The sequence below is a fragment of the Azospirillum sp. TSH20 genome, assembly GCF_003115935.1.
GTDB lineage: Bacteria > Pseudomonadota > Alphaproteobacteria > Azospirillales > Azospirillaceae > Azospirillum.
In genome coordinates this window covers 83138-97033 of the sequence record NZ_LGQU01000110.1, presented here as the reverse complement: position 1 = coordinate 97033, position 13896 = coordinate 83138, and the positions used below count along the sequence as shown (strand labels likewise).

The 13896-nt window shown below is 67.3% G+C and carries 15 protein-coding genes; 12 read left to right on the top strand and 3 right to left on the bottom strand.

From position 1 onward, the window contains the following. Positions 1-4: 4 nt before the first annotated feature. Positions 5-949 (bottom strand): LysR family transcriptional regulator, encoded by a 945-nt coding sequence (locus tag TSH20_RS27085; RefSeq protein ID WP_109156821.1) that lies wholly within the window; start codon positions 947-949, stop codon positions 5-7. Positions 950-1129: 180 nt separating this feature from the next. On the opposite strand from TSH20_RS27085, the gene TSH20_RS27080 reads away from it, so the two are divergent. The 7 genes from TSH20_RS27080 (at position 1130) to TSH20_RS27050 (ending at position 9153) form a co-directional block, all read left to right on the top strand. After that, positions 1130-2665, top strand: a complete 1536-nt coding sequence (locus tag TSH20_RS27080; RefSeq protein ID WP_247871486.1) for an ABC transporter substrate-binding protein — start codon at positions 1130-1132, stop codon at positions 2663-2665. A gap of 76 nt (positions 2666-2741) precedes the next feature. Then, positions 2742-3659 (top strand): ABC transporter permease, encoded by a 918-nt coding sequence (locus TSH20_RS27075; protein ID WP_109156823.1) that lies wholly within the window; start codon positions 2742-2744, stop codon positions 3657-3659. Next, positions 3656-4579 carry an ABC transporter permease gene (locus TSH20_RS27070; RefSeq protein ID WP_109156824.1) on the top strand — a complete coding sequence of 308 codons (924 nt, stop codon included), beginning with the start codon at positions 3656-3658 and terminating at the stop codon, positions 4577-4579. The genes TSH20_RS27075 and TSH20_RS27070 overlap by 4 nt, the downstream gene beginning before the upstream one ends. 5 nt (positions 4580-4584) lie before the next feature. Next, positions 4585-5562 carry an ABC transporter ATP-binding protein gene (locus TSH20_RS27065; RefSeq protein WP_109156825.1) on the top strand — a complete coding sequence of 326 codons (978 nt, stop codon included), beginning with the start codon at positions 4585-4587 and terminating at the stop codon, positions 5560-5562. Positions 5563-5588: 26 nt separating this feature from the next. Next, positions 5589-6542 (top strand): oligopeptide/dipeptide ABC transporter ATP-binding protein, encoded by a 954-nt coding sequence (locus TSH20_RS27060; RefSeq protein WP_109156826.1) that lies wholly within the window; start codon positions 5589-5591, stop codon positions 6540-6542. Positions 6543-6571: 29 nt separating this feature from the next. Then, on the top strand, positions 6572-8005 hold the full coding sequence (locus TSH20_RS27055; RefSeq protein ID WP_109156827.1) for a M20 family metallopeptidase: 1434 nt from the start codon (positions 6572-6574) through the stop codon (positions 8003-8005). Then, entirely contained in the window at positions 8002-9153 is a 1152-nt protein-coding gene (locus tag TSH20_RS27050) for a M20 family metallopeptidase (protein ID WP_109156828.1), read from the top strand. The genes TSH20_RS27055 and TSH20_RS27050 overlap by 4 nt, the downstream gene beginning before the upstream one ends. 178 nt (positions 9154-9331) lie before the next feature. Here the strand turns inward: TSH20_RS27050 and TSH20_RS27040 are convergent, their stop codons facing one another. Further along, positions 9332-10351, bottom strand: coding sequence for a 1-aminocyclopropane-1-carboxylate deaminase (locus TSH20_RS27040; protein WP_109156829.1), 1020 nt, complete (start codon positions 10349-10351; stop codon positions 9332-9334). A gap of 139 nt (positions 10352-10490) precedes the next feature. Here TSH20_RS27040 and TSH20_RS27035 point away from each other — a divergent pair, with 139 nt between their 5' ends. Further along, positions 10491-10970 (top strand): Lrp/AsnC family transcriptional regulator, encoded by a 480-nt coding sequence (locus TSH20_RS27035; RefSeq protein WP_109156830.1) that lies wholly within the window; start codon positions 10491-10493, stop codon positions 10968-10970. Between the two features lie 5 nt (positions 10971-10975). Here TSH20_RS27035 and TSH20_RS27030 read toward each other — a convergent pair whose 3' ends face one another. Next, positions 10976-11572, bottom strand: coding sequence for a TetR/AcrR family transcriptional regulator (locus TSH20_RS27030; RefSeq protein ID WP_109156831.1), 597 nt, complete (start codon positions 11570-11572; stop codon positions 10976-10978). 152 nt (positions 11573-11724) lie between these two features. On the opposite strand from TSH20_RS27030, the gene TSH20_RS27025 reads away from it, so the two are divergent. From TSH20_RS27025 to TSH20_RS27010, 4 genes are all read left to right on the top strand, one after another. Further along, complete coding sequence (locus TSH20_RS27025; protein ID WP_109156832.1) at positions 11725-12132, top strand: RidA family protein; 408 nt, start codon at positions 11725-11727, stop codon at positions 12130-12132. Positions 12133-12266: 134 nt separating this feature from the next. Continuing rightward, the gene (locus TSH20_RS27020) at positions 12267-12605 is read left to right on the top strand and encodes a hypothetical protein (RefSeq protein WP_109156833.1); all 339 of its coding nucleotides are present in this window, start codon (positions 12267-12269) and stop codon (positions 12603-12605) included. A 187-nt stretch (positions 12606-12792) separates the two neighbouring features. Then, a complete protein-coding gene (locus TSH20_RS27015) occupies positions 12793-13227 on the top strand; it encodes a DUF4399 domain-containing protein (protein WP_109156834.1) in 435 nt (144 codons plus the stop codon). Between the two features lie 92 nt (positions 13228-13319). Then, positions 13320-13835 carry a DUF4399 domain-containing protein gene (locus TSH20_RS27010; RefSeq protein ID WP_109156835.1) on the top strand — a complete coding sequence of 172 codons (516 nt, stop codon included), beginning with the start codon at positions 13320-13322 and terminating at the stop codon, positions 13833-13835. The last annotated feature ends 61 nt before the right edge of the window (positions 13836-13896 follow it).

Genomic DNA, 13896 nt, shown 5'->3' with positions numbered 1-13896 from the left:
CCCGCTAAGACAGCTCCTCCTGCCCGGCGGATGGCAGCGGCGGTTCGGCGCCGCGGTCCATGCGCTTGATGATGCCGGTTAAATGCGTTGCGAAGGCATACACCGCCTCCGGCAGATGGCGGCCGAGCATGGTCTGGATCTGATAGTAGCGCTGGTCGAGGGTGGGCGAGTCGATCGGGACCGACGCCACCGGATGGCCGACCGTGCTGGCATGGACGGTGAAGGGGCTGGCGATGGTGATGCCGCCGCCTTCCGCGGCGAAGGCCCACAGCCCGGCGATGTAGTTTGAAACCAGCACCGGTTCGATCACCACCCCGGCCAGTCCGCAGGCGATGTCGAACAGTTGCCGCACCGTCGTGTCCTTTTCCGGCAGCGCGATCGATTCACGGGCCAACTGGGCCAGCGACAGGACTGGCCGGCCAGCCAGCGGGTGGTCCCTCGCCATCACCGCCAGGACCGGCGCGCGGCCTTCCCCCATCGCCCTGACCCCCGGTTCGGGGGCGAAGGAGAAGGTGGCGCCGATATCGACCTCCCCCTCCCGCACCATGCGGGTGACGGCGGCCGGCGCGACGATGCGCAGTTCGATGCGGATGCCGGGATGGCGGTCGCGGAAGCTGCGGATGGCCGCCGGGATCAGGCTCATGCCGAACCCCTCGGTCGCGGCGACACGCACCCGTCCGCTGGCCAGCCCGCGCAACCGCTTCAGCTCGGTCACGATGGCTTCTTCCTCGAGGAACACCCGTTGGGCATGGCGGGCGAGCAGGTCGCCGGCATAGCTCGGCACCATGCCGCGCGGCCGGCGTTCGAACAATTCGACGCCGAGATCGGCTTCGAGATGGGCGATCTGCCGGCTGATGGCGGAGGAGGCGACATGCAGCCGCGCCGAGGCGTCGGCGATCGAGCCGGTGCGGGCGACCTCAAGGAAATAACGGAGCGCGGTGGCGTTCATGGCGGTTCCCCTGGCCGGCGCCGGTTTGCTAAGCTGACGGAAAATCAAGACAGTCAACTATACCATTGCCGGACCGGCAACGGGAACTTCCAACTATTATAATTGCGGCATGCCAGTCTGCACAATACCGTGTCATGGCTAACTTTCGTGCAAATGGACCCTCTTGGACGGAGTTCGGACATGGCGCCCTTTGCGTACGGTAAGTCGATGATGTTCGCAGCTGCGGCGGTCGCGGCCCTGGCCCTGCCTTCGGTGGCCCTTGCCAACAAGGCGAACGACACGCTGGTCTACGCTTCCGACAGCGAGCCGGAGAACATCAGCCCCTATCACAACAATCTGCGCGAAGGCGTCATCATCGCCCATCTCGTGTGGGACACGCTGGTCCACCGGAATCCCAAGACCGGCGAGTATGAGCCGGAGCTGGCGACCGCGTGGAAATGGGTCGATCCGGTCACGCTGGAACTTTCCCTGCGCAAGGGCGTGACCTTTCAGGACGGCTCGCCCTTCACCGCCGACGACGTGGTTTTCACTTTCAATTACGTGCTGACGCCGGAAGCGAAGGTGGTGACCAAGCAGAACGTCGAATGGATGGCCGGGGCCGACAAGATCGACGACTACACGGTGCGCGTCCGTCTGAAGGGCCCGTTCCCGGCGGCGCTGGAATATCTGTCCGGCCCGACGCCGATCTATCCCGCCGCCTATTTCAAGAAGGTCGGGCTGGACGGCTTCTCCAGGGCGCCCATCGGCACCGGCCCCTACCGCGTCACCGCGGTGGAGAACGGCAAGGGCGTGCTGATGGAGAAGTACAAGGACTATTTCAAAGACAGCCCGCTCGGCCAGCCCGCCATCGGCAAGATCCAGTTCCGCGTCATCCCCGACGGCGAAACCCGCATGGCCGAGTTGATGACCGGCGGCGTCGACTGGATCTGGCGCGTGCCGAAGGATCAGGCGGACCAGTTGAAGGCGGTGCCGAACATCACCGTGCTGTCGGCCGAAACGATGCGCGTCGGCTTCCTGCAGTTCGACGCCGCCGGCCGCACCGCCGCCGACACGCCGATGAAGAAGGAGAAGGTGCGCCAGGCCGTCGCTTACGCCATCGACCGTCAGGCGATGGTCAAGAATCTGGCCGGCGAGGGCGCGCGGGTGATGCATTCCGCCTGCTTCATCGATCAGACCGGCTGCACCGACGACGGCGTTCCGCGCTACGAATACAATCCGGAGAAGGCGAAGAAGCTGCTGGCCGAGGCCGGCTATCCGGACGGCTTCGACACCGATCTCTACGCCTATCGCGAGCGCGACTATGCCGAGGCAGTCATCGGTTATCTGCGCGCGGTCGGCATCCGCGCCAACCTGCGCTTCCTGAAATACGCGGCGATGCGCGAGGCCGCCCGCGCCGGCAAGGTTCCGCTGGAGTACCAGACCTGGGGCTCCTTCTCGGTCAACGACGCCTCAGCCTTCACCGGCGTGTGGTTCAAGGAGAACGAGGACGACATGAGCCGCGATCCCAAGGTCAAGGCTCTGCTCGAAAAAGCCGATACGACCATCGACGCAGCGGCGCGAAAGGAGCTCTACAAGGAAGCGCTGTCGATGATCGCGCAGAAGGCCTATCTGCTGCCGCTGTTCTCCTATCCCAGCAATTACGCCTTCACCTCCGACCTCGCCTTCACCGCACAGCCGGACGAGCTTCCGCGCTTCTACGCCGCTCACTGGAAGTGAGGCCGCGGCGGCGGGCCGGCCTGGTTGAAAGCCGGCCCGCAGCGCCTCTCCGCACGCTCCTTTTCAGGAGACCGCCATGCTCGCCTTCCTGCTTCGCCGGCTCGCCGTGGCGCTGTCGGTGGTGCTGACCGTATCGGTCATCGCCTTCCTGCTTCTGCATCTGTCCGGCGACCTCGCCACCGACCTCGCCGGTCCCGAGGCGTCGCCCGAACAGGTGGCGCAGGTTCGGGCCGAATATGGCCTGGACCAGCCCCTCGCCGTCCAGTACGGCCATTGGCTGGCCGGCGCCGTCCGGTTCGATTTCGGCCAGTCCTTCTATTTCCGGGAGTCGGTGGCGTCGCTGGTCGGCGGCCGTATTCCGATCACGCTGAAACTCGGCGCCATTGCGCTCGGCCTCGCCCTGCTCTTCGCCATCCCGCTGGGGGCGCTGGCCGCCGTGAAGCGCGGCAGCTGGTTCGACCGTGCGACGCTGGCCTTCTGCGCGCTGGGGCAGGCGGTGCCGACCTTCTGGCTCGGCCTGACTCTCATCATCATCTTCTCGGTGAACCTGCGCTGGCTGCCGGTGTCCGGCAACGCCACCTGGAGCCACTATGTGCTGCCGTCGGTGGCATTGGGCTGGTACGCCATCCCGGCGGTGATGCGGCTGACCCGCAACGGCATGCTGGACGTGATGGCGTCCGACTATATCCGGACGGCACGCGCCAAGGGCCTGCGTCCAAAGACGGTGATCTTCAAGCATGCGCTGCGCAACGCGGTGGTGCCGGTGGTGGCGCTGGCGGCGGTGCAGTTCGGCTTCATGCTCGGCGGCTCCATCGTGGTCGAGGCGGTGTTCTCGATGCAGGGGCTGGGGCAGCTTGCCTGGGAAGCGATCGGGCGCAAGGATTTCCCGGTCGTCCAGGCCATCGTGATGCTGCTGGCCACGATCTACATCCTGCTGACCTTCCTCGCCGACATCCTCAACGCCTGGCTGGACCCAAGGATCCGCGTCGCATGAGCACCACGAGCGCTTCAGGTGCCGCCACCACGGCCGCCGGATTCGACGCCGTTCCGGTCCGCCGGTCGCCGCTGGCCCGCTTCACCAAACGGGCGGCGCGCCACCCCGGTTTCATGGCCGGCGCGTTCATTCTCGCCGTCATCCTGGTGATGTCCATCGGCGCGCCGCTGTTCACCGCCCACGATCCCTATGCGCAGGACATCTCCAAGCGGCTGATCCCGCCGATCTGGCACGCCAAGGGGACCTGGGAGCATTGGCTGGGCACCGACAAGCTGGGGCGCGATTACTTCGCCCGGCTGCTCTATGGCGGGCGCATCTCGCTGATGATCGGCGCGGCGACGGTGCTGCTGTCGGGCGCCATCGGCACGGCGCTGGGCGTCGCCGCCGGCTTCTTCGGCGGGCGGGTCGATCTGGTCATCGGCTACATCATCAACGTGCGGCTGGCGCTGCCGGTGGTGCTGGTGGCGCTGGCGGTGGCGGCGCTGGTCGGCACCTCGCTGAACACGGTCATCGTCGTGCTGGGGCTGCTGCTGTGGGACCGCTTCGCCGTGGTGGCGCGGTCGACGACGCAGCAGATCGCCCACGCCGATTTCGTTTCGGCGGCCCGCGCCATCGGCTGCTCGACCCGGCTGATCGTGTTCTCCGAAGTGCTGCCCAACATCATCAATCCGCTGATCGTGGTCGCCACGCTGGAGATGGCCCATGCCATCCTGCTGGAGGCGGCGCTGTCCTTCCTGGGTCTTGGCGTCCAGCCGCCGCTGCCGTCCTGGGGCCTGATGATCTCGGAGGGCAAGCAGTACATGTTCTTCAGCCCCTGGGTCATCACCATCCCCGGCGTGGCGCTGGTGGCGCTGGTCCTGGGCATCAACCTTCTGGGCGACGGCCTGCGCGACGTCACCGCCCCCGATAACCGGAGCTGACGGCCATGCCCCTGCTCGACGTCGATCACCTCACCATCGAGATCCCCACCGAGGCCGGACTGCTGAATGCCGTCAACGGGGTCTCCTTCACGCTGGAGCGCGGCGAGACGCTGGCCATCGTCGGCGAGAGCGGGTCGGGCAAGTCGCTGACCTCGCTGGCGCTGATGGACCTGCTGCCGTCCCGGGCGGTGCGCAAGGCGCGGTCCATGCGCTTCGACGGCATCGACCTGATGGCGGTCGGCCAGCGCAAGATGGAGGATCTGCGCGGCGACCGCATGGCGATGATCTTCCAGGAGCCGATGACCTCGCTGAACCCGGCCTACACCGTCGGCGACCAGCTGATCGAGGCGCTGCGCCGTCATCGTCCGGTCAGCCGGGCGGTGGCGCGGGAGCGGGCGGTCCATCTGCTGGAGCGGGTCGGCATCACCGCCGCCTCCTCCCGCCTCGGACAATATCCGCACCAGCTGTCGGGCGGCCTGCGCCAGCGGGTGATGATCGCCATGGGGCTGATGTGCGAACCGGATCTGATCATCGCCGACGAGCCGACCACCGCGCTGGACGTGACGATCCAGGCGCAGATCCTGATGCTGTTGCGCGACATCCAGCGCGAGTTCGGCATGGGGCTGATCCTGGTCACCCACGATCTGGGAGTGGTCGCCCGCGTCGCCACCAAGGTGGCGGTGATGTATGCCGGCCGGCTGGTCGAGACCGGCCCGGTCGAGGCGGTGTTCGGCGCCCCCAGCCACCCCTACACCCAGGGGCTGCTGCGCGCCATCCCGGTCCCCGGCCGCACCCGGCCGGGCGAGCCGCTGGGCACCATTCCGGGGCAGGTGCCGAACCTGATCGGCCCGCTTACCGGCTGCGCCTTCCGCAACCGCTGCGACCACGCCACCGACGCCTGTGCCGCCGCCATTCCGGAGCGGGATCTCGGCCCCGGCCACCGCATGGCCTGCGTGCTCGACCCCGTCGCCACCGCTGCTTGACCGCCTTCCTTGACCGGAGACCGACCATGACCGTTCCGGTGCTCGAACTCGAAAACGTCACCAAGATCTATCCGGTGCCGCAGGGGATGTTCAAACCCCGGGCGATGCTGACCGCCGTCGGCGGGGTGTCGCTGAGCGTCGCCCGCGGCGAGGTGCATGCGCTGGTCGGCGAAAGCGGATCGGGCAAATCGACGCTGGCAAAGATGCTGCTGGGGCTGACCAAGCCGACCTCCGGCGAGATCCGCATCGACGGCGTGCCCATCGCGAAGACCGACCGCCGCGACGTGGCGCGCCGCATCCAGCCGGTGTTCCAGGATCCCTATTCCTCGCTGAACCCGCGCAAATCGGTGGCCGACCTGATCGCCCTGCCGCTGGTCGCCCACCGCATCGGCACGTCGGAAAGCCGGCAGAAGACGGTGGCGGAGATGCTGGACGCGGTCGGGCTGCCGCGCCGGATGATCGACGCCTATCCCGGCCAGATGTCGGGCGGGCAGCGCCAGCGCGTCGCCATCGCCCGCGCGCTGGTCATGCGGCCCGACGTGCTGATCTGCGACGAGCCGACCTCGGCGCTCGACGTGTCGGTGCAGGCGCAGATCCTGAACCTGCTGATGGATCTGAAGCGCGAGTTCAACCTGACCTACTTCTTCATCAGCCACAACCTCGCGGTGGTCGAGCATCTCGCCGACCGTGTGGCGGTGATGTATCTCGGCCGCATCGTCGAGGAACGCGGGCGCGAGGCGCTGTTCACCCACGCCAGCCATCCCTATTCCCGCGCGCTGCTCGACTGCGTGCTGACGCCCGATCCGACGTTGGGCATGCCCGACACGGTGATTTCCGGCTCCTTCCCCAACCCGATCGCGCCGCCGCCCGGCTGCGCCTTCCACCCGCGCTGTCCGCGCGCCACCGACCGCTGCCACTCCCAGGCGCCCGGCCCCGTGCCGGTCGCCGACGGTGTCGCCGCCTGCCATTACGCTGCCTAAAGACCCATCCCCCACACCCGAGTTCCGCCATGACCCATCAGCCATCGCGTGACGGCGCCATTGCGCGCGCCGCCCATCATTTCGCGTCCGGCGCCTTCCTGGCCGACCTGACGCGGCGTGTCGCCATCAAGTCGGAAAGCCAGTCGTCCGACCGTGGGGCGGAGCTGCATGCCTATCTGGACGAGGAGATGATCCCGTCGCTGGGCAAGCTCGGCTTCACCGGCACCATCGTGGAGAACCCGGTCGCCGGGCGCGGGCCGTTCCTGATCGCCGAGCGCCACGAGGCCGACCATCTGCCGACCGTGCTGATCTATGGCCATGGCGACGTGGTGCCGGGCCATGAGGGACGCTGGCGCGACGGCATCGATCCGTGGACGGTGACGGTGCAGGGCGACCGCTGGTACGGCCGCGGCACCGCCGACAACAAGGGCCAGCATTCCGTCAACATCGCGGCGCTGGCCCAGGTGATGGCGGAGCGCGGCGGCAGCCTGGGTTTCAACGCCAAGTTCGTGATCGAGATGGGCGAGGAGGCGGGATCGCCCGGCCTGCGCGCGCTCGCCGAAAGCCATGGCGAGGATCTCTCCGCCGACGTGCTGATCGCGTCGGACGGGCCGCGGGTGATCGCGGAGCGGCCGACCGTGTTCCTCGGCTCGCGCGGCGCCATCAATTTCGAACTGACTGTCGATCTGCGCAAGGGCGCCCACCATTCAGGCAACTGGGGCGGGTTGCTCGCCAATCCCGGCACCATCCTCGCCAACGCCATCGCCTCGCTGATCGACGGGCAGGGGCGGATCAGGCTGGATGCTCTGAAGCCGGCCGGCATTCCGCCGGCGGTCAAGGCCGCCATCGCCGATCTTCAGGTCGGCGGCGGACCGAACGATCCGGAGATCGACCGTGAGTGGGGCGAGCCGGGCCTGACGCCGGAGGAACGGGTGTTCGGCTGGAACGCGCTGGAGGTGCTGGCCTTCGAGACCGGCAATCCGCGCGCGCCGGTCAATGCCGTGCCGGGCATCGCCAAGGCGACGCTGCAACTGCGTTTCGTCGTCGGCACCGATCCGACGACGGTGATCGACGCCGTGCGCGCCCATCTCGCCGCCAACGGCTTCGACCGGGTGCAGGTGACGCCCAGCCGCATGGAGGCCTTCACCGCCACCCGCCTGGATCCCAACGACCCGTGGGTGGGCTGGGCGCTGGACTCGCTGGCGCGGACCACGGGCAAGAAGCCGGCGCTGTTGCCCAACCTGGGCGGCTCGATTCCGAACGATGTCTTCTCCGAGATTCTGGGGCTGCCGACCATCTGGGTGCCGCATTCCTACCCGGCCTGCTCCCAGCATGCGCCCGACGAGCACCTGTTGGGCCCCGTCGTCGAGGAGGCCCTGCGGGTGATGGCCGGGCTGTTCTGGGACCTGGGCGAGACCGGCCCCGCCATCCGGGACGCTCGCAAGGAGGCCCGCCGCGCATGACCCCGCTCGCCCAACGCGCCAGCGACTGGCTGGCAACCCGCCGCGCGGAGATGGAGGACATGCTCCAGCGCATCGTCGACATCGATTCCGGCAGCCGCGACGGCGTCGGCATCGATGCGGTCGGCGACATCATGGCCGCGATGCTGGAGGCCGACGGCATCGCCGTGACGCGCATCCCCAACGAGACCTACGGCGCCGTACTGAAGGCCAACATTCCCGGTGCCGAGGGCGGAGCGCCGGTGCTGGTGATGGGGCACCGCGACACCGTCTATCCCAAGGGAACGGTCGCCGCCCGGCCCTTCACCCGCGACGGCGACACCGCGCGCGGGCCGGGGGTGGCCGACATGAAGGGCGGGCTGGTCGTCGACGTCTTCGTGCTGCGGGCGCTGAAGGCGGCGGGCGGCACCGGCTTTCCGCTGATCGGCCTGTTCACCGCCGACGAGGAGATCGGTTCGCCCTCAGGCCGGAAGATCATCGAGGAGGTGGCGCGCGGGGCGCGGGCCGCCTTCAACGCCGAACCGGGGCGGGTGTCGGGCAATGTGGTCACCGCGCGCAAGGGCGGGCTGACGCTGGACATCACGGTGACCGGACGGGCGGCGCATTCCGGCGTCAACCATGCCGACGGGGCGAGCGCCATCGGCGCGCTGGCGGCGAAGATCACCGCGCTGCATGCGCTGACCGACTATGACAGCGGCATCACCACCAATGTCGGCGTCATCCGCGGCGGCCGGACCCACAACACCGTCGCCGACCATGCGGAGGCGGCGCTGGACATCCGCTTCCGCTCGGTCGAGCAACTCGACGGCATCCTGGCGCGGGTGGAGGCGATCCTGGCGGCGGAAGACGTGCCGGGCACCAGCGCGTCCTATCAGCGGGGACACCTGTTCATGCCGCTGGAGGAGCAGCATTCGGCCGATCTGTTCGCCCGCTACAAGGCGGCGGCGGCGGAGGTCGGTTTCGAGGTCGATGGCGAGTTCACCGGCGGCTGCGCCGACTCCGGCTTCACCGGGGCGCTGGGCGTGCCCTCGCTGTGCGGGCTGGGGCCGGTCGGCGGAGCGGCGCACACGGAGCGGGAATGGTGCCGGCTCGAAACGCTGGTGCCGCGCGCCCAGGCGCTGGCGGTCACCATTGCGGGGTTGGAGGGGTGAAATAATCGCCCTCTCCCGTCCCGGGAGAGGGAGGGGACCCACGAAGTGGGGAGGGTGAGGGGTGATCCAAAAATCCCAAACCTCATGGTTCCTTGGATCACCCCTCACCCTTCCCATGCTCCGCATGGGCCCCTTCCCTCTCCCGGGGCGGGAGAGGGAGCTTTGATTGCTCGACTTCTCAGCCGTTGCGATAGGTATAGCTGTAGCCGTTCAGCGCCGGGGCGCCGCCGAGGTGGGCGTAGAGGACCTTCGAGCCTTCAGGGAAATAGCCCTTCTTCACGAGGTCGATCATGCCCTGCATCGACTTGCCCTCATAGACCGGGTCGGTGATCATCGCCTCGGTGCGGGCGGCGAGGCGGATCGCCTCGTTGGTCTCGGCGCTTGGTACGCCGTAGGCCGGATAGGCGTAGTCTTCGAGGATGACGATCTCGTCGTCGCGGACCTTGCGGCCGAGTTCGACCAGTTCGGCGGTGTTGTCGACGATCTGGCGGACCTGGGCGCGGGTCTGCTCCGGGGTGCCGGAGGCGTCGATGCCGATCACGCGGTCGGCGCGGTCGTCGGCGGCGAAGCCGACGATCATGCCGCCCTGGGTCGAGCCGGTCACCACGCAGACGACGATGTAGTCGAACTTGAAGCCGAGGTCGGCCTCCTGCTTGCGGACCTCTTCGGCGAAGTTGACGTAGCCGAGACCGCCATACTTGTGGACCGAGCCGCCGGCCGGAATGCCGTAGGGCCTGCCGCCGGCATCCTTCACCGACTGGATGGCGTCTTCCCAGCTCTTGCGGATGCCGATGTCGAAGCCGTCCGAAACGATGCGGCTGTCGGCGCCCATCAGGCGGGTCAGCAGGATGTTGCCGACGCGGTCATAGACGGCGTCCTCGTGCGGGACCCAGCTTTCCTGGACCACCACGCACTTCATGCCGAGCTTCGCCGCGGTCGCCGCCACCATGCGGGTGTGGTTCGACTGCACGCCGCCGATCGACACCAGCGTGTCGGCGCCGGCCGCGATGGCGTCGGGAACGATGTATTCCAGCTTGCGCAGCTTGTTGCCGCCCATGGCGAGGCCCGAGTTGCAGTCGTCGCGCTTGGCGTAGATCTGGACCTTGCCGCCGAGCGCCTCGGTCAGGCGCGGCAGATGTTCGATGGGAGTCGGGCCGAAGGTGAGCGGATAACGTTCGAAGCGATCGAGGCGCAGCATGGCGGGGCTCCACTGTCTAGGTGAAGGGACGGTATCACCGCCGGAATGAAAGGTGCTCTCGAACTTCGCTGGAGAATTGCCGCCAAATGCTTTTAAACTGCCATTGGATAAGGCATTTTTTACAAAAAGCCGGGGCAAAATGAGAGAAACCGTCACCACAGATGAACTGAGCCCCACGGATCGCAAGATTCTCCAGCATCTTCAACGGGATGGCCGGATGACCAACGCCGATCTGGCGGCGGCGGTCAATCTCAGCCCGGCCACCTGCCACCGCCACACCCAGCGTCTGTTCGCCGAGGGCTACATCCGCTCCGTCCGGGCCGAGATCGAGCCGGCGAAGGTCGACCGCGGCACGCTGGTGATGGTCGGCGTTGAACTCGACCGCTCGACCCCGGAGAGTTTCGCCGAGTTCGAGCGGGCGATCCGCAAGCTGCCCTTCGTGCTCGATTGCCATCTGGTCGCCGGGGATTTCGATTTCTTCCTGAAGATCCGGGTCAGCGACATCGCGGACTTCAACCGCCTGCACGGGCAGGAGCTGATCGCGCTGCCCGGCGTGCGGCAGACGCGCACCTTCTTTGTCATGAAGGAGGTGATCGACAACGCGATGCTGGATTTCTGAGCGCGTCAGGACGAACGCGCCAGCAGTCCTTCGGCCAGGAAGCGGAATGCCTCGACGGCCTTGGCGAGGACATCCTGCGGATCGTCGCTGGCCGCCACCCAGAGGGCGGCGTTCAATGCCGCGCCATTCAACAGCCGGGCGGCCGCTTCGGGATCGAGAGGCCTGACGATCCCCTGCGCGATCAGCCGCTCCACCGCCAGCCGGGTGGTCTCCAGGCAGCGGTTCTGGCTTGGCCATTGCGAGGGATCGCCCAGGAAGGCCGGGCCGTCGAGCAGCACGATGCGCTGGACCTCGGGTTCGAGAGCCATCTCGATATAAGCGACGCCTTCCGCCAGCAGCCCATCCCAGTCATTTCCGGCTTGGGTTCCGATGTCGTGTGCGCGCGTCGCCATTTCCGCGTCGAGCTGGTCGACCACCGCCTGGAGAAGGCCGCGCTTGTCGCCGAAATTGTGATACAGGGCGCCGCGCGTCAGCCCGGCCTCGGCCGTCAGGTCATCCATCGATGCGGCGGCGAAACCCTTTTCGGCGAAGGCCTTGCGCGCGGACGCGATCAGCTTGGCGCGGGTTTCTTCCATCATTTCAGAGCGTCGCTTGCCAGCCATCGCCTTCTCCGCTGATTTCGCATACGCCTCGTATATGGGTTGACATACGGAGCGTATGTGTGTTGGCATTCACATACGTGGCGTATATCAACTCGCGCCCGCAGTGTGAAGCCCGAAGCCGGCCAGTCCGGCGAGCAAAGAGGAAAAAGACCATGGCTCAACGCGAAGCGATCACTCCGGCCAATCGGCATGCGCTTTATGACAATCATCGCTATTCGGCGGCGATCCGCTCGGGCGACCTTCTGTTCGTGTCGGGACAGGTGGGCAGCCGTGACGACGGATCGCCGGAACCCGACTTTGAACGACAGGTTCAGTTGGCCTTCGACAATCTCACCAATGTGCTGAAGACTGCCGGCTGCACTTTCGGCGATATCGTCGACATCACCACCTTCCACACCGATCCGGCAAACCAGATCGAGACCGTCATGGCGGTCCGGGAAAAGGTGATCGGCGATCCTCCCTATCCGAACTGGACAGCGGTCGGGGTGACCTGGCTGGCGGGATTCGACTTCGAAATCAAGGTCATCGCCCGTATTCCAGAGGGGGCGTCCGTCTCGTGACGGTGACTGTCTGAGAGCCTGACTGCTTATCAGTTTTCGATCCTGCCTGTGGTGCAGGCCACAGCGGACGGCAGTTGGTTGCGGCAGGATGGGCGTCTCCCCGGCTCCGGCCCTTTTCGCGGAGGAAACGCCCGATGCGCCGCCTTGCCGCCGTCATGCTTTGCCTGTCCGTCCTCGCGGCGATCCCCGCCGCCGTCCGGCCGGCCGCCGCGTTCGAGGTGCAGTCCGGCGGCATTCCGCTGTCGGCTGCCGCCGTCTCCATGCTGGCGAACCGGGCCGGCGCCGCGCAGCCGACCGCAAGCGGTGCCGGCGGCGCCTTTCCGCCCTGGATGGGCGGCGGCCGGAGCGAGGCCGTCGGTGCCGGGCTGCCGGGGATGAAAGGTGTCGGCTTGCCGCCGCCCGGCCGGGCGGCAGCTCCGGCGGGCGCCGACCGGGCGGCGATGAACGAGCAGCTGTTCGGGATCCGGCGCTGAGCGGCGATGGCCGCAATGATGGGGAAGGCGGCCGCATTTCTCCGCCTATTCGGAAGAAGGCGCCGCAGATCCGCTTCGTTTCGAACGGGATGGGATTACCCAATAATTCGGGGGGACCCTGCTTCCCGGCGGAAGACTAAGATCGACGTCATCGGACAAAGGGCAATGAAGAACACAGGGGGACATCATGCTGCGGACTGCCATGATCGCAGTCGGCGCCCTGCTGCTTCTGCCGCTGTTTCTGGCTGGGCAGGGATTGGCCGACCGGGCGAAAGCGCCCGAAGACGCGCGTGCCTACATCCTGTGGCCTCCCAACGGGGCGGTCATCAATGGCGGGAAGCTTTGGGTGCGCATGGGGCTCCAGAACATGGGGGTGGCGCCGGCCGGCATCAGCCATGCAGACACCGGACACCATCACCTGCTGGTCGACACCGACCTGACGAACCCGGACGAGCCGATCCCCAACGACAAGCAGCACCTGCATTTCGGCGCCGGCCAGACCGAGGCGCGGCTTGAGCTTCCGCCGGGAGTCCACACGCTGCAGATGGTGCTGGGCGACGCCGAGCATGTTCCGCACAACCCGCCGGTGATGTCGGACAAGGTGACCATCACCGTCCGCTGACCGGTCCCATCCGGTTCATGTCCGCCAGGGAGGGCATCATGAAGACAGGATTGCCAAATATTGCGACCGGTCCCGCACCGTGCGCCGCCCGGATGGCGGTGCTTTGGGCTGCGCTGGCGGTCGCACCGCTGGTCTGCGCGGCGACCCCGGCGGCTGCCGAAGAAGCGTCCGGCGCACACAGTGCCGATCATAAGGCCGATCAGAACGCCACCGCCACTCCGCAGCGGACGCCCGGCCGCAAGGATGCCTGGCTCTACATCGGCTGGCCCAACAACGGCGAGGTGGTGGGAACGCGGTTCAAGGTGTGGTTCGGGCTGCGGAATTTCGGGGTCGCGCCGGCCGGCGTGCGCAAGGACGGCACCGGGCACCATCACCTGCTGGTCGACACCGACCTGAAGAACTTCGACGAACCGATTCCCAACGACAAGCAGCACCTGCATTTCGGCAAGGGCCAGACCGAAACGGTGCTGGAACTGCCGCCGGGACGGCACACGCTGCAGCTGGTCCTGGCCGACGCCGACCATGTGCCGCACGACCCGCCGATCATGTCGAAGAAGATCACCATCACGGTCCGGGCCGATCGCGGCCAGCAAGTGTCGGAGCGGTGACGGTCCGAAGCCGCAAAGCGTGAAACCCATGGCGGGGACCGGACGCACCAACCCAGAGGAG

Coding starts and splice junctions, on each gene's coding strand:
- TSH20_RS27085 (WP_109156821.1), bottom strand. CDS start 949: ATGAACGCCACCGCGCTCCGTTATTTCCTTGAGGTCGCCCGCACCGGC.
- TSH20_RS27080 (WP_247871486.1), top strand. CDS start 1,130: ATGGCGCCCTTTGCGTACGGTAAGTCGATGATGTTCGCAGCTGCGGCG.
- TSH20_RS27075 (WP_109156823.1), top strand. CDS start 2,742: ATGCTCGCCTTCCTGCTTCGCCGGCTCGCCGTGGCGCTGTCGGTGGTG.
- TSH20_RS27070 (WP_109156824.1), top strand. CDS start 3,656: ATGAGCACCACGAGCGCTTCAGGTGCCGCCACCACGGCCGCCGGATTC.
- TSH20_RS27065 (WP_109156825.1), top strand. CDS start 4,585: ATGCCCCTGCTCGACGTCGATCACCTCACCATCGAGATCCCCACCGAG.
- TSH20_RS27060 (WP_109156826.1), top strand. CDS start 5,589: ATGACCGTTCCGGTGCTCGAACTCGAAAACGTCACCAAGATCTATCCG.
- TSH20_RS27055 (WP_109156827.1), top strand. CDS start 6,572: ATGACCCATCAGCCATCGCGTGACGGCGCCATTGCGCGCGCCGCCCAT.
- TSH20_RS27050 (WP_109156828.1), top strand. CDS start 8,002: ATGACCCCGCTCGCCCAACGCGCCAGCGACTGGCTGGCAACCCGCCGC.
- TSH20_RS27040 (WP_109156829.1), bottom strand. CDS start 10,351: ATGCTGCGCCTCGATCGCTTCGAACGTTATCCGCTCACCTTCGGCCCG.
- TSH20_RS27035 (WP_109156830.1), top strand. CDS start 10,491: ATGAGAGAAACCGTCACCACAGATGAACTGAGCCCCACGGATCGCAAG.
- TSH20_RS27030 (WP_109156831.1), bottom strand. CDS start 11,572: ATGGCTGGCAAGCGACGCTCTGAAATGATGGAAGAAACCCGCGCCAAG.
- TSH20_RS27025 (WP_109156832.1), top strand. CDS start 11,725: ATGGCTCAACGCGAAGCGATCACTCCGGCCAATCGGCATGCGCTTTAT.
- TSH20_RS27020 (WP_109156833.1), top strand. CDS start 12,267: ATGCGCCGCCTTGCCGCCGTCATGCTTTGCCTGTCCGTCCTCGCGGCG.
- TSH20_RS27015 (WP_109156834.1), top strand. CDS start 12,793: ATGCTGCGGACTGCCATGATCGCAGTCGGCGCCCTGCTGCTTCTGCCG.
- TSH20_RS27010 (WP_109156835.1), top strand. CDS start 13,320: ATGGCGGTGCTTTGGGCTGCGCTGGCGGTCGCACCGCTGGTCTGCGCG.